The organism is Gallionella capsiferriformans ES-2 (assembly GCF_000145255.1).
Classification (GTDB): Bacteria; Pseudomonadota; Gammaproteobacteria; order Burkholderiales; family Gallionellaceae; genus Gallionella; species Gallionella capsiferriformans.
This window is the reverse complement of sequence record NC_014394.1, coordinates 3,072,799-3,091,367: the sequence shown is the minus strand read 5'-3', so window position 1 is coordinate 3,091,367 and position 18,569 is coordinate 3,072,799. Positions and strand designations below refer to the sequence as shown.

Below are 18,569 nucleotides of genomic sequence, written 5' to 3'. Positions count from 1 at the left end.
ATCTATTCCTCGCGTAAATTGGGGTGTGTTGCCTGACTTACCCAGTTCAGATAGGCGGGTAAGCCCGCCGTGACGGGAATGGCGATAATTTCAGGCAGTTCATAAGGATGGGATGCCAGAATCAAAGCCTCAAGTCTGGGATAGGCATCTCGGGTCGTTTTGATCAGCAGCGGCACTTCGCAGGCCGTTTCGATTTTGTCCTGCCAGCGGTAGGTTGAGGTGGCGGGCGCGAGTTGGGTTACGCAGGCAGCCGTGCCTGATTCGATAAGCTGGCGTGTTAGTTTTAGCGCCGAGGCCGCATCGGGCAGGTTTGTCATGACTAACAGTATCTCACTCATTGGATGCGAAGTCCGAGTTGCAGTAATTCATCCCATACGTCGCCCGTACGCAAGCCTTTGATGGTTTTATCCAGTTTCGCTGCGTGGTGGATAGCGCGTTCGATGTGTGGAAATTTCAGGCGCCGCGCTGCACTTTCAATCAGATTTTGCTTGTCGCGGCGTACCCGCACATCGCGCATGGCATCGCGTAAATTTACGCCGTGCTGCATCGCTTGCAATAGTTTTCCGAGGGTGCGGATTTCTTCGCTGATCGCCCACAGTATCAGTACGGTTGCAGTGCCTTCGGCGCGCAGTCCATCTAAGATATGTGCGTAGCGTGCCCCATCGCCTTTTAGCATGGCCTCTGACAGTTTGAAAATATCGTAGCGCGCAACGTCCATCACGGCTTCTTTAACCTGTTCAAACGACAGTACGCCGGCCGGGAACAGCAGCCCTAGCTTTTGAATTTCCTGAAAGGCCGCGAGCAGATTTCCCTCGCATCGGTCGGCCAGAAAATCCAGTGTCGCTGTGTCTGTCGATTGCGATTGGCGCCGGAGTCGGTCGGCAAGCCAGTCTGGCAGCTGGTTACGTGGAATATCGTCGGCGCAGATCATCACGCCGTGACGGTCTAGTGCGCTGAACCATTGGGTTTTTTGTGCAGTCCAGTCCAGTTTGGGCAGAGTGATCAGCGTCAGCACATCGTCATTCATGTCAGAGACGTAATCCTGTAACGCCAGCCCTCCTTCTGTGCCGGGCTTACCGGTCGGGATGCGTAGATCCACTACACGACGTTCGGCGAACAAGGACATGCTTTGTGCGCAGTTTTTCAATTCATTCCATTTGAAATGCTGTTCGGCAATGAGCGTGTCGCGCTCGGTAAATCCGGCGAGACGGGCGGCGGCGCGTATGCTGTCAGCCGCTTCATTGACCAGCAGCAGCGCATCGCCATACACGACATAGAGCGGTTTAAGCCCTGAGGACAGGTGGCGCGGCAATGCTTCGCTCGGCAGTTGCATTATTTTTCCGGCAAAGCCCGCGGCTTGGCATGGCTCAGGCGACGCACGATTTGCTGCACCATATCGCTGCGCATGCTTTGATACAGCAGCGTTTCTTCGGCTTCCTTGGCTAAGATCTGCGCGTCATCATATTTGTAGTCGCGACTGAGCATGAGTTCATCCGTCGGCAGCCATTCGCGCTGTTCCTGATCATAAGCCCGTATCGACACGCGATAGCGCAGTTGAAATTCACTTACGCGACCATTGCTGCCCATCGTCAAAATCTGTTTTTCCGGAATATCTGAAGTGATATTTAGCACCACGTCGGCTTTGCCGGCTGATTTCGTAAGCTCGATATGATTGGCGAGCAGGTTCTGGCGCAGTTCCTCGATCAGCGGGGATGCCGGATTGGCCGCTTCAATGTAGAGCGAGGCAAAGGGCATGGTGGCCTCGCCGCGCAGATGAAAGCCGCATGCGGCAAGCAATACAGCAAGGGCCAGCATAATCGGTAGATTCATCAAGCGCATTGCGATTCTCCTAGGCAACAATGTTGATCAAGCGGCCCGGCACGACGATGATCTTCGTAGGCGCTGCGCCCGCCAGCTGTTTTTGCACCGCTTCATGCGCCAGCGCTAACTGTTCCAGCGTTGCCTTGTCGGTCGTCTTGGCAACGGTCAGACTGCCGCGTAATTTACCATTGATCTGGATCATCAGCTCTATCTCGTCCTGAGCCAGGGCGGCGGGGTCGACGGCGGGGTAGCTCTGATCCAGCATATCGCTGCCAGGCCGCAAACCTGCCCACAATGCCTGACAGGTGTGAGGCACGATAGGGTTGAGCATCAGCGCGATGGCTTCCAGAATTTCCTGAGCCACGGCGCGGCCGTTATCTGACTTGTCGTCAAATTTCACCAGCGCATTGAGCAGCTCCATATTGGCTGCAATCGCGGTATTGAAGGTCTTGCGACGGCCAATGTCGTCATCCACTTTCTGGATCGTCTGATGCAACTGGCGGCGCAGCGTTTTGGCCGCAGCGGTCAATTCGCCACTGCTAAAGGCTGTCACCACCCCCTGTTCGACGTGATCATGAGTCGCTTTCCAGACGCGTTTGAGGAAACGGAATGAGCCTTCTACGCCCGCATCTGACCACTCCAAGGATTGCTCAGGCGGAGCCGCGAACATCATGAACAGGCGGGCAGTATCTGCACCGTATTCGTCGATGATCGCCTGCGGATCGACGCCGTTATTTTTAGACTTCGACATCTTTTCCGTGCCGCCGATGATGACAGGCTGCCCATCAGCCCGCAAGGTCGCACCAACGGGGCGGCCGCGCTCATCATTCACGACATCGACCTCAGCCGGATTGATCCACAGCTTTTTACCATTGGCTTCAAGACGGAAGAAGGTCGGTGCAATCACCATGCCCTGCGTGATCAGATTTTTGAATGGTTCGGCCAGATGCTCGGTGCCTTCGCCGAACACCCCGACATCGCGCATCAGCTTTTGGAAGAAGCGCGCATACAAGAGGTGCAAAATGGCGTGCTCAATGCCGCCGATGTATTGATCGACCGGCAGCCAGTGGCGGGCGCGTTCATCGACCAGGCCGGTGGTGCAACCGGGGCTGGTGTAGCGCGCGTAATACCACGATGACTCGACGAAGGTATCCATGGTGTCGGTTTCGCGCCTCGCCTCGCCGCCGCACTTCGGGCAGGTCGTTTCATAGAATTCGGGCATTTTCGCCAACGGAGAACCCGCGCCGTCCGGCACGACGTTTTCCGGCAATACGACGGGCAGCTGATCATCCGGTACCGGCACGTCGCCGCAGGTCTTGCAGTGGATGATGGGGATCGGGCAGCCCCAGTATCGCTGACGGGAAATACCCCAGTCGCGCAGACGGAACTGCACTTTTTTCTCGCCCAGCCCTTTTGCGGCCAAATCGGCGGCAATCGCATCCACTGCTTGATCGTAAGCCAGGCCGTTGTATTTGCCGGAGTTTGTGCAGACGCCTTCCTTGGTGCCATACCATTCCTGCCATGCGTCGGTGGAAAAGTGGTGAGTGGTGAGTGGTGAGTTGGAAATCTCCGCGACTCCCTTTGCCGCAATAGATTGCTTAATCGGCAAGTTATATTTCTTGGCGAAACCGAAGTCACGTTCATCGTGCGCAGGAACCGCCATGACCGCGCCTTCGCCGTAGCCCATCAGCACATAGTTGCCGACCCAGACCGGCACTTGTTCGCCCGTTAGCGGATGGGTGACTTTCAGTCCGGTGTCCATGCCCTTCTTTTCCATCGTCGCCATATCGGCTTCGGCAGTGCCGCCGTGTTTGCAGTCTTCGATGAAGGCGGTAAGTGCAGCATTGTTCTGCGCGGCGTAAGTTGCCAGCGGATGTTCTGCGGCGACGGCGACGAAGGTCACACCCATCAGGGTGTCGGCACGGGTGGTATAAACCTTAAGAACCGGATTGAGGATAGCGGATTGAGGATCGGCTGCCGCGCTGCTCAATACTCGATCCTCGATCCTAAATCCTATTTCACAGCCGAAACTCTTGCCTATCCAGTTGGCCTGCATGGTTTTCACCTGCTCAGGCCAGCCGCTCAAGGTGTCCAGGTCGTTCAACAGCTCGTCGGCGTATTGGGTAATACGGAAAAAATACATCGGGATTTCGCGTTTTTCCACCAGCGCGCCGGAGCGCCAGCCGCGACCATCGATGACTTGCTCATTGGCCAGCACAGTGTGATCCACTGGGTCCCAGTTAACGGAAGAGGTCTTCTTGTAGATGATGCCTTTTTCGAATAAACGGGTGAACAGCCACTGTTCCCAGCGATAATATTCCGGTGTGCAGGTGGTAACTTCGCGCGACCAGTCAATCCCTAAACCCAGACTCTGCAACTGACGGCGCATGTAGTTGATGTTATCGTACGTCCAGGCGGCCGGCGGCACGTTATGCGCCTGAGCGGCATTTTCCGCAGGCAGTCCGAATGCATCCCAGCCCATCGGCTGCATTACGTTAAACCCCTTCATGCGGTGATAGCGGGAGAGCACATCCCCGATGGTGTAATTGCGCACATGACCCATATGCAGCTTGCCGGACGGATAGGGGAACATCGACAGGCAGTAATACTTGGGTTTGTCGCTCGATTCGGTGGCGGTAAACGCACCGGAATCATCCCAGTGTTTCTGGGCTTCTTGTTCGAGGGAGGCTGGGTGGTAATTGGATTGCATGGTTTAACAAATTGCAGCATGAATTTTCGGATTCAGCATTATAGCGGCATCAGGCGGCTCCCGCGAATTGCACGCTGTCTTATCCGGCTATTCAGGTCAAAACGCGCTGAGGATGGGCCGGTAAATTGAAATGTGCAAAATATTTATTGCATTAATTAGTCGCGCCTAGTAGTGGTGAGTGTGAGTTTGATATAAAATCACCACCCACAAAATTTTAATCATATTGTTCAGGAGAGGTCATTATGTCGAGCAAGCATCCCGTTATTGCGGTTACCGGTTCTTCCGGCGCAGGCACCACCACTGTTAAACGTGCTTTCGAAAATATTTTCCGCCGTGAAAAAATTTCCGCCGCAGTGATCGAGGGTGACAGCCTTCACAGTCTGGATCGTATGGCATTTCGCGCGGCTGCCGCTGAAGCTGCCAAGGCAGGTCACAACACATTCAGTCATTTCGGCCCTGAAGCTAACCATTTCGACAAGATTGAAGAAATGTTCAAAGCATACGGCGAAACAGGCACGTGCAAGCGTCGTTACTATGTGCATAGCGAACCTGAGGCCGTCGAACACAACAAGCATTTTGGTCTGACGGACCTGACGCCGGGCGTATTTACACCGTGGGAAGACATCGAAGCGAATTCCGATCTGTTGTTCTACGAAGGTTTGCACGGTCTTGCTAAAGATGAAACGAAGGGAATCGACGCGGGTCGTTACGTTGATCTGGGTATCGGCGTTGTGCCGGTCGTCAATCTGGAATGGATCCAGAAGATCCACCGCGACAAAGCAGAACGCGGTTACTCGGCTGAAGCAACAGTGGATACCATCATGCGTCGCATGCCGGACTACATCAAGTTTATCACGCCGCAATTCACGCATACCGACATCAACTTCCAGCGCGTAGCGACGGTGGATACGTCCAATCCGTTCATCGCACGCGACATTCCGACACCGGATGAAAGTTTTGTCGTGGTTCGTTTCCGCGAACCTAAGGGCGTGGATTTCCCATACATGCTGGCGATGATCCCAGGCTCCTTTATGTCTCGCGCCAACACGCTCGTTGTGCCCGGCGGCAAGATGAGTCATGCGATGGAAGTGATTTTGGCACCGGTCATGCACGACATGATCGCCAACAAAAAGAAGTAATGACGATTGCCGGAGGAATCCGGTAACGGCTCAGGCGGGGAATCGGACGAAAGTCGGGTTCCCCGTTTTTTTCATTATTCAGGAGGTGATATGGAGACGGTCGCGGTCATCGACTTTGAAACCACCGGCATGTCGCCCGAGTTGGGCGACCGCGCGACAGAGGTGGCGGTTGTCATCGTGTCGGACGGAAAAATTTCCAGCCGTTATCAAAGTTTGATGAATACCGGCGCTTACATTCCTCCCTTTATCGAGGACTTGACGGGAATCAGCAATGAAATGATCCGTCAGGCACCACCGGCCGCACAGGTCATGAAGGAATTGGCTGACTTTGTCGGGGCGGCTCCCTGGGTGGCGCACAACGCCTCATTCGACAGCCGGTTTCTGGATGCCGAATGGTCGAGAATGGGTCATCGTCGTGAGCAGGCGTTCGCCTGTTCGATGTTGCTGGCAAGAAGGCTATATCCTGATTCACCGAATCACAAACTGGGCACGTTGGTGAGATTTCTCGGCTTGCCGGATACGGCGCGCCACCACCGTGCGCTGGCCGATGCCGAAATGACCGCGCATCTGTGGCTGAGGATGGTATCTGACCTTAAAAACAGGCAGGGTCTTGATGTCGTCACGCATGAATTTTTGCGCGCGCTGCAAAAAGTGCCCAAAGCGAAGCTACCCGCTTATATCGCGAAGTTTGCGCACGCGGCGTGATAAGTTAATCTGGCCAGACGGGTTGAGAAAACCGTCTGCGACATCAGTTACAATTACGTCTGTCTAACTTGCCGGAAAAGCCCATGCAACAGCTCACAATGACTCGCCCCGATGACTGGCATCTGCACCTGCGCGACGGGGCACTTATGCAGTCGGTGCTGCCCGATACGGCGCGCCAGTTTGCACGCGCGATCGTGATGCCTAATCTCAGGCCGCCTGTCACAACGCTGCGGCAGGCGATGGAATACCGGCAGCGAATTTTAGCCGCCATCCCTCGCGGGGTGTCGTTTGAGCCTTTGATGACGCTGTATCTGACGGACAATACGAGCGCGGCGGAAATTTATGAGGCCAAAGCCAGCGGTATCGTGCATGCCGTCAAATTGTATCCGGCGGGTGCGACGACTAATTCCGATGCGGGCGTGAGCGATATCCGTAAAACCTATGCCGCGCTGGAGGCGATGCAGCGCTGCGGCATGCCGCTCCTGGTGCACGGCGAGGTGACTGATAGCGCGATCGATATTTTCGACCGCGAGGCGATTTTCATCGAGCGTGTGATGCAACCGCTGCTTTTGGATATGCCTGATCTGCGCGTGGTGTTCGAACATATCACCACCAAAGAGGCCGCGCAGTTTGTCGCCAGTGCGCCTGAGACCATCGCCGCGACGCTCACGCCGCAGCATCTGCTCTACAACCGTAACGCGATGCTGGCAGGCGGCATCCGACCTCACTTTTATTGTCTGCCGATCTTAAAACGCGAGACGCACCGCGAGGCGTTGGTTAAAGCGGCGATCAGCGGCAGCCCAAAATTTTTCTTAGGCACGGACAGCGCGCCGCATGCACAACACACCAAAGAGAATGCCTGCGGCTGCGCCGGTTGCTACTCCGCCCACACCGCCATTGAGCTGTATGTAGAAGCGTTTGAAGCCGCCGGTGCGTTGGACAAACTGGAAGGTTTTGCCAGTTTTTACGGTGCCGATTACTACCGCCTGCCGCGCAACACCGCTACGGTTACCTTGCGCCGCGAAGACTGGCAAGTTCCATCCAGTGTAGGCTTTGGTGAGCATCAACTCGTGCCGTTGCGAGCGGGCGAGACGATGAAATGGAAGCTTAACGAAGTGGCGCAGGAAAACTAGTATGACGACCTCTGCGTATCTCGAAACGTCGCCGCTTGTCGGCAGCCGTGTTTACCTTCACCCTTCCTGTCAGGTGATCGGCGAAGTCACGATAGGCGAGGACAGTTCCGTCTGGTGCAATACGGTGCTGCGGGGCGATGTGAACCGCATCGTGATCGGTCGCGGCTCCAATGTGCAGGATCTGACGATGGGTCATGTGTCGCACAAGACGGCAGATAAACCGGAAGGTTCGCCGCTGATCATAGGCGACTATGTGACGGTCGGTCATGCGGTGATATTGCACGGCTGCACTATCGGCAACGAATGTCTGATCGGCATGGGTTCCATCGTGATGGACGACGTGGTGATTCCCAATCAGGTGATGATAGGCGCAGGTAGTCTGGTCTCACCCGGCAAAGTGCTGGAGAGCGGTATGCTCTACATGGGGCGTCCCGCGAAGGCGGTGCGTGCGCTGACAGCGGATGAGCTTGTCCATTTGCGTTACTCGGCTGAACACTATATCGAGGTAAAGAATCATTACCTGACCGGTTTACTCCCTTAAATTGAAAGAAATAATGACTAATCCAAAAGAAATATTACGCGCCAAGGTGAATCTGGAAACGGCGCAAATGCAATGGCGCGAGATGCAGCGCTATTTCGCCAGTGGGGCTGCTATTTTTGTCGCACCTGAACTGGATCTGGTCGAGACCGCATACCAGATGTCTGAGGACAATGCACCGCTGATCAGTCAGTGGATGGCGGCCGGTCAGTTCGGTAAAGTCACGGATGAGCAGGCGCAAGTCTGGTGGGATGCGGATGCCGTGCTGTGGGCGGTGGTGGTCAGCCCGTGGGTGCTGGTGCAACCGGCAGGCGACGATAACTAGCTCACATGATCGCCCTGTTTGCCGTGAATTTCTTAGGCGAGCGTCGGGTGTGCGGTGGGATTTTGCGGGTCACCGGCGCACATTGGGCGGATTACACATGTAGCATGGTGCGTTCGCCATCGGCGTGACGCAGGCGGTGTGCGAGGGTGCGGGAAATTGCGGTGATCAGCAAAAAGGCCAGTTTTTTGTGATCTTCAGCCAGCTGGTTGAACTGCTCCAGCGGTAGAACGAACAAGTCGATATCGGTGTGGGCGATGGCATTGTCTCCGCGCGCATGATCATCCAGAAACGCCAGTCCGCCGAAAAAATCTCCGCGTCCGAAGGTGGCGATGTGGTGCAATTGCCGGCTGCCGCCTATCGGTGCCAGAATACGCACCACGCCGCGGCGGATCAGATAGAGCTCTCTTTCCTGATCGCCGATCGAGTAGATGGAATCGCCGGCTTTCACCGTTCTTTGTTCCATGCGCGCTTCGAGATCGGTGAGGGTTTCTACTTTTCTCCCCTGAAACAGATTCATCTCTTGCAAATTAAGGGCCACTTCAGTCTCGACCGGCAGTTCGATATCACCGATCAGTTTGTGCTCCACCCATTCGATTGCAGATTCGATGGTCTGGAATACGCGCACCGCATCGGTGGCATCGATCAGTTCGGTCTGTTTGAAAAATTCCAGCAGATTATTGCCATTAGGCAGATGTTCGCGCACATTGCTCATCAAAAGCGGCATGCCGCGATCTCTCATCATGTCGCGCACCTGATTGAGCATGTGGGCGGCGGTGATATCGACCGACAGCACGCGTCTCAGGTCGAGAATGATGTAATCGCGGGTCTTGATTTCCGCTTCGAGCACCGAGTAGAGCTCATAAGTTGTGCCGAAAAACAGGCTGCCCTGCAGTTCGAAGATGACGGCTTTGTCACCTTTTTGTGCGATGAGTCGCATCTCGGCTTCCGGGCGATACCAGGTCGAGGAGCGTTGACTGACGAAAGTTTTGTGCCTGATCACTGAACCGCCGACTTGTTCTCTCAGGAACAGCAAAATGGACAAGGCGACACCGGCAGCAGAAGCGGCGATCAATCCCACCGTCAGCGCAAAGCCGATCACGACGGCGACGACAGCGAAATCGAAGACGGTCGCACGCGACTCTAGAAAATTTAGCGGCTTGGTGTCTATCATGCGCAGGCCAATCACAATTAAGATGCCGGCGAGCGTGGCAACAGGAATCCAGGCGATAAAGTTGCTCAGCACCAGTGCGACGATCAGTACCAGCAGCCCCTCGATGATGCCGGAAACGCGGGTTTGTGCGCCGCTGGACAGATTGACCATGGTGGGGCCCATAATGCCGGCGCCTGGGATGCCGCCGATAGCGGAGGACGCGATATTGGCCAGTCCCTGTGCGAAGAGTTCCCGATTGGGATCATGGCGCGTGCGGGTCATCTGGTCGATGACGACGCAGGTCTTCAGCGTGTCGATAGACAAGAGTGCGGCCAGGGTGAGTGCGCTGCCGAACAGTGCGGCGACTTGCGATAGTTTCAGTTCTCCGATGTCGTACCAGCGTCCGATAATCGTGCCGATGTAGCCTTCGCTTGATGCGCCGAGGGAACCTAAGACCAGTGGATTGTCGGTCAGCGTCATCATGGTTGCATCGGTGTTAGCCAGAACAAAGTAGGCGATGATGCCGGCTGTAATGCCGAGTATCGTGCTGGGGATAGCCTTGGTTATTTTCGGCGCGAGCAGTGCAACCAGCACGGTTGCGGCACCGATGGCGATGCTGCGCGTATCCCACAGCGCGGGGTTGACGGCGGCACGCCACCACGCGGTATTGGCGGAAGTGCCGACAAAACGGGGGATCTGGCTGCCGATGATGATGAGGCCCACGCCGCTCAGATATCCGCTCACCACTGTGTAGGGAATATAGCGGATCAGCCGGCCGACACCGAGAAAACCGATCAGTATTTGTATCAGTCCGGTCAGTATGCCGAGCACCGTCAGCATCAGGACGATGCTGGCCGGGGCCACGCCCTGATTGACCAGTTCGATGGCGAACGCGGACAGTACCGCAGCTGCCGGTGCGCAGGGTGCGCTGATCAGCCGGTCGGTGCCGCCAAAGGTCGAGGCAATCAGCCCCAGTGCGGTGGCGCCCAGAATGCCGGCCAGCGCACCGAAAACTGCATACTGGGGGCTGATCGCCGAATAGATGGTGACGCCGAAGGCAACCGCTGCCGGCAGGGCGACCAGTGTTGAGGCCAGTCCTCCCCAGAAATCGCCGGGGACTTTTAGTTTGTCTGATAGCGTGCTCATGATGGTTTTTACCCGGGTAGATGGGATTGAGCGCTTTTTACGGTTCTTTTTTCTGCATCGCCGCTTCAATTTGTGCACAAAGCGTCTTGAGAATTTTAATGCGCGCGAAATTTTTGTCGTTGGCTTCGACCAGTGTCCAGGGGGCGATTTCGGTGCTGGTCCTGTCTACCATGTCACAGACCGCCTGCTCGTATTCAGTCCACTTTTCACGATTTCGCCAGTCATCCGGCGTGATTTTGAAGTGCTTGAAGGCGATGGCTTCGCGTTCTTTGAACCGCCTGAGTTGTTCTTCCTGACTGATGGTCAGCCAGAATTTGACCACCACGATGTTGTGCCGTACCAGTTGAGCCTCGAAATCGTTGATTTCGCTGTAGGCACGCATCCAGTCGGCCTCCGAGCAGTATTTTTCGACGCGTTCGACCAGTACCCGTCCATACCAGGAGCGATCGAAAATCGTCACTCTGCCGCGTCTGGGGATATGTCGCCAGAAACGCCACAGGTAGGGCTGTGCCCGTTCTTCTTCCGTTGGGGCTGCCACCGGAATGACATTGTAATAGCGCGCGTCGAGAGCGCCGGTAATGCGCCGGATCGCGCCGCCTTTGCCCGCGGCATCGTTGCCTTCGAACATCGCGATGACGGTGATCTTTTTGAATTTCGGATTACGCGTCAGCAAGGCTAACTTGCCTTGATATTTTTCCAGTTCATCCTGATAGGTTTTTTTGTCGAGCTTCTGTTTTAAGTCGAGCGATTTGATAATATTCAGGTTGTCGATCGAGGGCAACGGCGGCGGGGCGGATACGTCAGATATTTTCTGATCGGCGTCATCGAGGCGTTTGCGGATGGCATCGAGGATGATTTTGCCGATCGTCAGGCTGCGGTAATGCGGATCGTACCCCTCGATAATAGTCCAAGGTGCTTCTGCCGTGCTGGTGTGACGAATGACACTCTCGCCTACAGTGCGGAATTTGTCGTACTTCTTATAGTGTTCCCAGTCGCGTTCGGTCACGCGCCAGCGGGTTTTCGGATCTTTTTCGAGCACTTTAAGTCGCTTTTCCTGTTTTTCGCGCGACAAGTGCATCCAGAATTTGAGTATCAGCGCGCCTTCATCGGCCAGCATGGTTTCGAGGCGGCGGGCGCGCTCCAGACTCTGGTCCAGATCCGCTGTCTTGCTGATTCCCTGCACGCGGTTGATGATGGGCCAGGTGTACCAGGAGCCCAGAAAAATTCCGATCTGGCCTTTGGGTGGCAGCTCGCGCCAGAACCGCCACATCATCGGGCGATCAAGCTCTTCATCGGACGGATCTCCCATGCCGTGCGTCTGCAAGTAGCGAGGATCCATCCATTCGTTGAGCAGGTTGACGGTCTCGCCCCGCCCCGCCCCGTCAACGCCGCCGACCAAAATGATGACCGGAAATTTGGCAAGTTTGGCCATGTCCATCTGTGCGTCGAGCAGGGCTGCACGCAGTGGCGGAACTTCCCTGTCGTAAGTCTCTTTATCTATTTTGTGACCGAGTTCTGCAGATTCAAACATGACAACCTCACAGCTGAGCTGATTATAAATAGTCCGGTGTGATGACTAGGCGCAAGGTGGTCGCCATCGAGCCCTCTCGCCGGGAGAACCACCATAGGCCGCTTTTTTTGATGCGCAAGGACTCCTGTCCGCAACCGAGTAATTGCGCCGCGACGGAGCCCAGTGTCGGTTGATGTCCGATGATCAGCACGGTGCCGCCGGCGTTGGGCCAGCGGGCGGCTTGCAACACGGCGTGCGGAGAGGCATCCGGCGCGATGGAGGGTGTCGTGATGAAATCTTTGCTGAGAGCGGAAGCAGTTTGCTGTGTGCGCACGGCGGGGCTTACCAGTATGCGGGTGTCAACAGGCAAATAACGATGTAAAAATTCTGCCATTTGTGCGGCTTGTTTACGTCCTTTCTCTGTTAATTGACGTGCAAGATCGTTCGATCCGTCTTCTGCCTCGGCATGTCGCCATAAGATTATGTCCATCTGGGCTCCAAATATTACTGTTTACACCCGCAAAATATAGCGTATATACTGTATACACGCTATCTTAATCCAAGGAGAATCAAATGAATACAAAAAAATCAGACAAGGACGTTGTTGCTAAGCCGGTTGCTGCCAAGCCGCTCACTGCGGCCGCAAAGGTCGTCAAGCCGGTTGCCAAGGTGGCAGCTGTTAAAAAAGCCGAACCTGTTGCAGTGAAAGTTGCGAAGGAAGTAAAGAAAGTTCCGGAAGTGAAGGAAGTCAAAGCTGCTAAGGCGGTTAAAGAAGTTAAGGTTGCCAAAAAGCCTAAGCCAAAAGTCGTGCGCGACAGTTTTACGATGCCGCAAAGCGAATATCAGAAGATCGCCGATATCAAGGAAATTGGCCTGAAATCCGGGCTGCAGGTTAAGAAGAGTGAAGTGCTGCGCGCTGGCGTGCTGGCATTGTGTGCGATGAACGAAGCGCAGTTAATTGCGGCGTTGAGCGGTCTCGATAAAATCAAGACCGGTCGCCCGAACAAGCACTAAGCTATGCTGTTATTTTGACGGTCGGGCTTGCGAGCAAGGTAAGCAATTCGTTTTGCGCGCACTTTTTAGCGGCTAAACGAGGTTGTTTATGGCGGTATTGGCCATTGCCATCCATATCCCAAGCCTGAGAGTTGTCCTGCAGATACGCTTTTAAGCCTTCATCGATCACGCGCTTTTTGAGCTTTTTGTCGAGGATAGGGAAACATACCTCGATGCGGCGGAAGAAGTTCCGATCCATCCAGTCGGCAGAGGCGAGATAGGTGTTGTGCGCTAGATCGTTGCGGAAATAGAAGATGCGGGTGTGCTCCAGAAAGCGGCCGATGATGGAGCGTACGCGAATATTTTCCGAGAGTCCGGCAACACCGGGGCGCAGCGCACAAACGCCGCGCACGATCAGATCGACTTTAACGCCGGCCTGCGAGGCTTCATAGAGTGCGGCGATGGTGTCAGGTTCAAGCAGCGCATTCATCTTGGCGATGATATGCGCCTTCTTGCCTTCTTTGGCTAGACGTGTTTCGTTGTGGATCGCGCGCAACACTTCCGGATGCAGTGAAAAAGGCGACTGCCACAGGTGGTTGAGCGTACGTGCGCGTCCCAGACTGGTCAGCTGGCTGAACACTTCGTTGGCATCGGCGCAGATTTCTTCATTGCAGGTGAACAGGCCGAAATCGGTGTAAAGACGCGCGGTGCGCGGATGATAATTGCCGGTACCCAGATGCACGTAGCGTTTGAGTTTACCTTCTTCGCGGCGCACCACCATCAGCATCTTGGCGTGGGTCTTGTGTCCGACGACGCCGTACACCACATGAGCGCCGACTTCTTCCAGACGGTTCGCCCAGTTGATATTGGCTTCTTCGTCAAAGCGGGCCAGCAATTCCACCACCACGGTGACTTCCTTGCCGCGCTGCGCTGCTGCGATGAGTGCCTCCATCAGCGCCGAATCCGCACCGGTGCGGTATACGGTCTGTTTGATGGCGACGACGGCAGGATCGCTGGCTGCCTGCTGGATGAAATCGATCACCGGCTTGAAAGACTGATAAGGGTGGTGCAGCAGCACATCGCTCTTGCGGATCACTTTGAACATGTCCGCGCCCTTTTTTTGCAGGACACCGGGCACGCCCGGCACAAATTCTGCAAATTTCAGGTCGGCGCGCTCGACCATGCCGGGAATTTCCATCAGGCGAACCAGGTTGACCGGGCCGTGCACGCGATATAAGTCGGCCGGCGTCAGTTTGAATTCCTTGAGCAGCAAGGCTTCGATCTGTTCCGAGCAGTTGTCGGCAATTTCCAGACGTACCGCGTCACCGAAATGGCGCTGCGGCAATTCGCCTTGCAAGCTCAGGCGCAAGTTTTTGACTTCTTCCTCATCGACAAACAGATTGCTGTTACGCGTCACGCGGAACTGGAAGCACCCCAATACTTCCATGCCGCTGAACAGCTCGCCGACATGCGCGTGCAGAATGGACGACAGGAAGACGAAGCCGTGCGGGCAGCCGCTGATTTCCGGCGGTAGTAAAATCGTGCGCGGCAATACGCGCGGGGCTTGCACGATGGCGCGGGTCGAATTGCGCCCGAACGCATCCTTGCCCTGCAGCTCGACTGCAAAATTTAAGCTCTTGTTCAGTACGCGGGGAAACGGGTGGGCAGGATCGAGCCCGATCGGGGTGAGCACCGGCATGACTTCGCGAAAAAAGTACGCTTTTAGCCATGCCTGCTGTGCCTCGTTCCAGTGGGTGCGGCGCAGGAATTTAATACCCTGGGCTGCCAGCGCCGGCGTAATTTCGGTATTGAACAGGTGATACTGGTGTTCGATGAGCTGATGCGCCTGTTCGCGTACCAGTTTGAGGGTGTGGTGGGCACTCATGCCATCCGCCCCGGTCGAAATTCCCCCCAGTTTGATTTGCTCCATCAAACCGGCCACGCGGATTTCGAAAAACTCGTCGAGATTGCTGCTGCCGATACACAGGTATTTTAAGCGTTCGAGCAGCGGAATCGTCGCATCTTCCGCCTGAGCGAGCACGCGCCGGTTGAATTCGAGCTGACCGAGTTCGCGGTTGAGAAATTGCTGCGGAGCGAATGTATTAGGCAAGTTGTGACACCTTATTTGGGCGGTACAAAACCTTCCGGCATTTGCGTACCTTCACCGAAGAAGTAGCTGTCCATCTGTGCGGCAAGATATTTGCGCGCGGCCAGATCAGCCAGATTCAGGCGATTTTCATTGACCAGCATGGTTTGGAATTTGATCCATCCGGCCCATGCTTCCTTGGAGACATTTTCAAAAATTCGCTGACCCAACGGGCCTGGATACGGCTGGCGATCGAGGGCTTCGGCTTCGCGGCCCAGTTTTACGCATTGAACCATTCTTGTCATGATGTATCTCCGTGATAGTGATTATGTGACGTAATTATGACATTAAGATGACAGGCTGTCCGGCGGGCGTTACGGGTTAAACCGTCCAGCTGACCAGCCCGCTGTAGGAGGTTCCCAGCACGATCAGGCCGAAAGCGATGCGATACCAGGCAAAAATCGTAAAATCGTGGCGGCTGATGTAGCGCAACAGGCCGCGCACCGCGATGAACGCGCTAATGAACGAGGCGATGGAGCCGGCCAGAAAAATGCCCAGATCGTCGGCGTGAAACTGGTCGCGGTATTTGACGACTTCGTAGAGTGTCGCCATGGTAAGGGTGGGAATCGCCAGAAAGAATGAGAACTCGGTGGCGGCGCGTCGGGACAGGCCGAAGAACAGGCCGCCGATGATGGTAGCACCTGAACGCGAGGTGCCGGGAATCAGCGCCAGCGCCTGCGCCAGTCCCATTTTTAACGCATCGCGCCAGTGCATTTCATCGACACTGCCGATCGATTCGGTGTGAGTGCGTTTCTCCGCCCACAGGATGATGAAACCGCCGATGATGAAGGCCAGCGCGACGGGCACGGGGGCGAACAGATGCGCCTTGATGGCTTTGCCGAACAGCAGTCCCAAAATCGCCAGCGGCAAAAAGGCGATAAACAGGTTCAGCGTGAAGCGCTGCGCTGCCTCCTGTTTTTGCAACAAGCCTGTGGTGACCGATTGCAATTTTGCGCGGTATTCCCAGCACACGGCCAAAATTGCCGCAAATTGAATGACGATCTCGAAGACCTTGCCGCGATCGTCGTTGAAATTGAGCAGGTCGCCGACCAGAATCAGGTGGCCGGTCGAGGAGACTGGCAAAAATTCGGTCAGGCCTTCGACGACGCCTAAGATGACCGCTTTGAGCAAAAGTATAATATCCATTGTTTTCCCCGCGTATGCGGGAATCCAGTAGTTGCAATCAGGCTTAACCCGCCATCAAATCGTTGATGCGCTGATTGACTGCACAGCGCGCTTCATCGCTCATCTCCACCCAACGGGTGATTTCATCGAATGTCCGCAAGCAGCTGCGGCACACGTCGTCGCCCAAAACGGTCGTGCAATAGCCGACGCACGGACTTTGTGCAGTGACCGGTTTGGTGGACGCGGACATCAGGATTTGCTGTAGAGCTGGCTGCCTTTAGTGACGAATTCGATGGATTTGACTTCCATGCCCTTCTCCAGCGCCGCTTGTTCCGAGATGCCCTCCTTTGCCGCGAAGTCGCGCACGTCTTGCGAGATTTTCATCGAGCAGAAATGCGGGCCGCACATCGAGCAGAAGTGAGCGACCTTGGCGGACTCTTTCGGCAGTGTCTCGTCATGGAATTCACGCGCACGATCAGGATCCAAGCCCAGATTGAACTGGTCGTCCCAGCGGAATTCGAAACGCGCTTTTGACAGTGCATTGTCACGAACCTGTGCGCCCGGATGTCCCTTGGCCAGATCCGCCGCATGCGCTGCGATCTTGTAGGTGATGATGCCTTCTTTGACGTCCGCTTTGTTCGGCAAGCCTAAGTGTTCTTTAGGCGTGACGTAGCACAGCATAGCGGTACCGAACCAGCCTATCATCGCAGCGCCAATGGCGCTGGTGATGTGATCGTAGCCCGGCGCGATGTCCATGGTCAGAGGGCCTAATGTATAGAACGGCGCGTCGTTGCACCACTTGGCTTGCAAGTCCATGTTCTCTTTGATCAGATGCATAGGCACGTGGCCCGGGCCTTCGATCATCACCTGAACGTCGTGGCGCCAGGCAACTTGGGTGAGTTCGCCCAGGGTCTTCAATTCGCCCAATTGCGCTTCGTCGTTTGCATCGTAAATCGAACCGGGGCGCAGACCGTCGCCCAAGCTGAAGGTCACGTCATAGGCCTTCATGATTTCGCAGATGTCTTCGAAATGGGTGTAAAGGAAGTTTTCCTTATGGTGCGCCAGACACCATTTTGCCATGATAGAACCGCCGCGCGAGACGATGCCGGTCATGCGATTCGCGGTCATCGGCACGTAGCGCAGCAAGACGCCTGCGTGAATGGTGAAGTAATCCACACCTTGTTCGGCCTGTTCGATCAGCGTGTCGCGGAAGATTTCCCAGGTCAGGTCTTCGGCTTTACCGTTGACCTTTTCCAGCGCCTGATAAATCGGCACGGTGCCGATCGGCACGGGAGAATTGCGCATGATCCATTCGCGCGTCTCGTGGATGTGTTTGCCGGTGGACAGATCCATCACCGTGTCGCCGCCCCAGCGAATCGCCCAGGTCATCTTTTCGACTTCTTCCTGGATGCTGGAACCCAGTGCTGAATTGCCGATATTGGCGTTGATCTTGACCAGAAACTTGCGGCCGATGATCATCGGTTCGATTTCCGGATGGTTGATGTTGGCGGTGATGACCGCGCGGCCGGCAGCGACTTCATCGCGCACGAATTCAGGCGTGATTTTTTTTGGCATCGAATTGCCGAAATTTTCCCCGGGATGCTGGCGCAGCATCATCTCGTTCATGCCGTCGACTTTTTGATTTTCGCGAATCGCGATGTATTCCATTTCAGGCGTGATGATGCCCTGACGTGCGTAGTGCATCTGGGTGACATTCTTGCCCGGTTTGGCACGGCGCGGCGCGCGACTCAGGTTAAAACGCATCTCGGCGAGCTCCGGATCATCCAGGCGTTTCTGGCCGTAATCGGAAGTCAGTTTAGGCAACACTTCGGTGTCGTCGCGCTCGACGATCCATGCTTCGCGCATCAGTGCTAAGCCTGAGCGGATGTCGATTTTGACGGCAGGATCGGTATAGGGGCCTGAGCAATCGTATACGTAAATCGGCGCATTGATTTCAGCGCCCATGCCATCGGGTGTGTCGGCTTGAGAGATTTCGCGCATCGGCACGCGGATATCCGGGCGGCTGCCTTCGACATAAATTTTGCGGGAATTGGGGAGTGGCTTGATCGCGGCGGCATCGACATGCGCGGCGTCAGCGGTGAATTTAGTGTTGGCGTTCATCTGATGC

18 protein-coding genes are annotated in these 18,569 nt (G+C 55.5%); 6 read left to right on the top strand and 12 right to left on the bottom strand.

Going from position 1 to position 18,569, the window contains the following annotated elements; all coding sequences use genetic code 11:
- Positions 1-2: 2 nt before the first annotated feature.
- Genes cutA through leuS form a run of 4 tightly spaced genes read right to left on the bottom strand, consistent with a single transcriptional unit; the run spans position 3 to position 4,531 of the window.
- Positions 3-338 (bottom strand): divalent-cation tolerance protein CutA, encoded by a 336-nt coding sequence (cutA, locus tag GALF_RS14350; protein ID WP_013294771.1) that lies wholly within the window; start codon positions 336-338, stop codon positions 3-5.
- Positions 335-1,333: a DNA polymerase III subunit delta gene (holA, locus tag GALF_RS14345; protein ID WP_013294770.1), complete on the bottom strand. Its 999-nt coding sequence runs from the start codon at positions 1,331-1,333 to the stop codon at positions 335-337. Before holA ends, cutA begins: the two co-directional genes overlap by 4 nt.
- Entirely contained in the window at positions 1,333-1,839 is a 507-nt protein-coding gene (locus GALF_RS14340) for an LPS-assembly lipoprotein LptE (RefSeq protein WP_013294769.1), read from the bottom strand. Before GALF_RS14340 ends, holA begins: the two co-directional genes overlap by 1 nt.
- A gap of 10 nt (positions 1,840-1,849) precedes the next feature.
- The gene (gene leuS, locus GALF_RS14335; protein ID WP_013294768.1) at positions 1,850-4,531 is read right to left on the bottom strand and encodes a leucine--tRNA ligase; all 2,682 of its coding nucleotides are present in this window, start codon (positions 4,529-4,531) and stop codon (positions 1,850-1,852) included.
- Positions 4,532-4,773: 242 nt separating this feature from the next.
- On the opposite strand from leuS, the gene GALF_RS14330 reads away from it, so the two are divergent.
- From GALF_RS14330 to GALF_RS14310, 5 genes are all read left to right on the top strand, one after another.
- Positions 4,774-5,670, top strand: coding sequence for a phosphoribulokinase (locus GALF_RS14330; RefSeq protein ID WP_013294767.1), 897 nt, complete (start codon positions 4,774-4,776; stop codon positions 5,668-5,670).
- A 90-nt stretch (positions 5,671-5,760) separates the two neighbouring features.
- Positions 5,761-6,375 (top strand): 3'-5' exonuclease, encoded by a 615-nt coding sequence (locus GALF_RS14325; RefSeq protein ID WP_013294766.1) that lies wholly within the window; start codon positions 5,761-5,763, stop codon positions 6,373-6,375.
- A gap of 83 nt (positions 6,376-6,458) precedes the next feature.
- Positions 6,459-7,508: a dihydroorotase gene (gene pyrC, locus GALF_RS14320; RefSeq protein ID WP_013294765.1), complete on the top strand. Its 1,050-nt coding sequence runs from the start codon at positions 6,459-6,461 to the stop codon at positions 7,506-7,508.
- A gap of 1 nt (position 7,509) precedes the next feature.
- Positions 7,510-8,049: a gamma carbonic anhydrase family protein gene (locus GALF_RS14315; RefSeq protein WP_013294764.1), complete on the top strand. Its 540-nt coding sequence runs from the start codon at positions 7,510-7,512 to the stop codon at positions 8,047-8,049.
- Between the two features lie 13 nt (positions 8,050-8,062).
- Positions 8,063-8,371, top strand: coding sequence for a DUF2288 domain-containing protein (locus tag GALF_RS14310; RefSeq protein WP_013294763.1), 309 nt, complete (start codon positions 8,063-8,065; stop codon positions 8,369-8,371).
- Positions 8,372-8,462: 91 nt separating this feature from the next.
- Here the strand turns inward: GALF_RS14310 and GALF_RS14305 are convergent, their stop codons facing one another.
- From GALF_RS14305 to GALF_RS14295, 3 genes are read right to left on the bottom strand one after another with little or no spacing between them, the layout of a single operon-like run.
- Positions 8,463-10,667: a SulP family inorganic anion transporter gene (locus GALF_RS14305; protein WP_013294762.1), complete on the bottom strand. Its 2,205-nt coding sequence runs from the start codon at positions 10,665-10,667 to the stop codon at positions 8,463-8,465.
- 37 nt (positions 10,668-10,704) lie between these two features.
- Positions 10,705-12,198 (bottom strand): polyphosphate:AMP phosphotransferase, encoded by a 1,494-nt coding sequence (gene pap, locus GALF_RS14300; RefSeq protein WP_013294761.1) that lies wholly within the window; start codon positions 12,196-12,198, stop codon positions 10,705-10,707.
- A gap of 22 nt (positions 12,199-12,220) precedes the next feature.
- Entirely contained in the window at positions 12,221-12,667 is a 447-nt protein-coding gene (locus GALF_RS14295; protein ID WP_013294760.1) for a SixA phosphatase family protein, read from the bottom strand.
- Between the two features lie 83 nt (positions 12,668-12,750).
- On the opposite strand from GALF_RS14295, the gene GALF_RS14290 reads away from it, so the two are divergent.
- Positions 12,751-13,191 (top strand): hypothetical protein, encoded by a 441-nt coding sequence (locus GALF_RS14290; RefSeq protein ID WP_013294759.1) that lies wholly within the window; start codon positions 12,751-12,753, stop codon positions 13,189-13,191.
- Position 13,192: 1 nt separating this feature from the next.
- On the opposite strand, the gene ppk1 is transcribed toward GALF_RS14290, so the two are convergent.
- From ppk1 to thiC, 5 genes are all read right to left on the bottom strand, one after another.
- Positions 13,193-15,280, bottom strand: coding sequence for a polyphosphate kinase 1 (gene ppk1, locus GALF_RS14285; RefSeq protein ID WP_013294758.1), 2,088 nt, complete (start codon positions 15,278-15,280; stop codon positions 13,193-13,195).
- Positions 15,281-15,291: 11 nt separating this feature from the next.
- Positions 15,292-15,561 carry an oxidative damage protection protein gene (locus GALF_RS14280; protein ID WP_013294757.1) on the bottom strand — a complete coding sequence of 90 codons (270 nt, stop codon included), beginning with the start codon at positions 15,559-15,561 and terminating at the stop codon, positions 15,292-15,294.
- Positions 15,562-15,637: 76 nt separating this feature from the next.
- Complete coding sequence (locus tag GALF_RS14275) at positions 15,638-16,462, bottom strand: undecaprenyl-diphosphate phosphatase (RefSeq protein ID WP_013294756.1); 825 nt, start codon at positions 16,460-16,462, stop codon at positions 15,638-15,640.
- A gap of 43 nt (positions 16,463-16,505) precedes the next feature.
- Complete coding sequence (locus GALF_RS14270; protein WP_013294755.1) at positions 16,506-16,691, bottom strand: DUF1289 domain-containing protein; 186 nt, start codon at positions 16,689-16,691, stop codon at positions 16,506-16,508.
- Positions 16,691-18,562: a phosphomethylpyrimidine synthase ThiC gene (gene thiC, locus GALF_RS14265; RefSeq protein WP_013294754.1), complete on the bottom strand. Its 1,872-nt coding sequence runs from the start codon at positions 18,560-18,562 to the stop codon at positions 16,691-16,693. The genes GALF_RS14270 and thiC overlap by 1 nt, the downstream gene beginning before the upstream one ends.
- Between the last annotated feature and the right edge of the window lie 7 nt (positions 18,563-18,569).

Bases quoted from the DNA above. Each gene is read 5' to 3' on its own strand.
- GALF_RS14295 (WP_013294760.1), bottom strand. From the start codon at position 12,667: ATGGACATAATCTTATGGCGACATGCCGAGGCAGAAGACGGATCGAAC.
- pap (WP_013294761.1), bottom strand. From the start codon at position 12,198: ATGTTTGAATCTGCAGAACTCGGTCACAAAATAGATAAAGAGACTTAC.
- GALF_RS14305 (WP_013294762.1), bottom strand. From the start codon at position 10,667: ATGAGCACGCTATCAGACAAACTAAAAGTCCCCGGCGATTTCTGGGGA.
- GALF_RS14290 (WP_013294759.1), top strand. From the start codon at position 12,751: ATGAATACAAAAAAATCAGACAAGGACGTTGTTGCTAAGCCGGTTGCT.
- GALF_RS14315 (WP_013294764.1), top strand. From the start codon at position 7,510: ATGACGACCTCTGCGTATCTCGAAACGTCGCCGCTTGTCGGCAGCCGT.
- GALF_RS14275 (WP_013294756.1), bottom strand. From the start codon at position 16,462: ATGGATATTATACTTTTGCTCAAAGCGGTCATCTTAGGCGTCGTCGAA.
- cutA (WP_013294771.1), bottom strand. From the start codon at position 338: ATGAGTGAGATACTGTTAGTCATGACAAACCTGCCCGATGCGGCCTCG.
- GALF_RS14280 (WP_013294757.1), bottom strand. From the start codon at position 15,561: ATGACAAGAATGGTTCAATGCGTAAAACTGGGCCGCGAAGCCGAAGCC.
- GALF_RS14330 (WP_013294767.1), top strand. From the start codon at position 4,774: ATGTCGAGCAAGCATCCCGTTATTGCGGTTACCGGTTCTTCCGGCGCA.
- holA (WP_013294770.1), bottom strand. From the start codon at position 1,333: ATGCAACTGCCGAGCGAAGCATTGCCGCGCCACCTGTCCTCAGGGCTT.
- GALF_RS14340 (WP_013294769.1), bottom strand. From the start codon at position 1,839: ATGCGCTTGATGAATCTACCGATTATGCTGGCCCTTGCTGTATTGCTT.
- leuS (WP_013294768.1), bottom strand. From the start codon at position 4,531: ATGCAATCCAATTACCACCCAGCCTCCCTCGAACAAGAAGCCCAGAAA.
- GALF_RS14325 (WP_013294766.1), top strand. From the start codon at position 5,761: ATGGAGACGGTCGCGGTCATCGACTTTGAAACCACCGGCATGTCGCCC.
- thiC (WP_013294754.1), bottom strand. From the start codon at position 18,562: ATGAACGCCAACACTAAATTCACCGCTGACGCCGCGCATGTCGATGCC.
- pyrC (WP_013294765.1), top strand. From the start codon at position 6,459: ATGCAACAGCTCACAATGACTCGCCCCGATGACTGGCATCTGCACCTG.
- GALF_RS14310 (WP_013294763.1), top strand. From the start codon at position 8,063: ATGACTAATCCAAAAGAAATATTACGCGCCAAGGTGAATCTGGAAACG.
- GALF_RS14270 (WP_013294755.1), bottom strand. From the start codon at position 16,691: ATGTCCGCGTCCACCAAACCGGTCACTGCACAAAGTCCGTGCGTCGGC.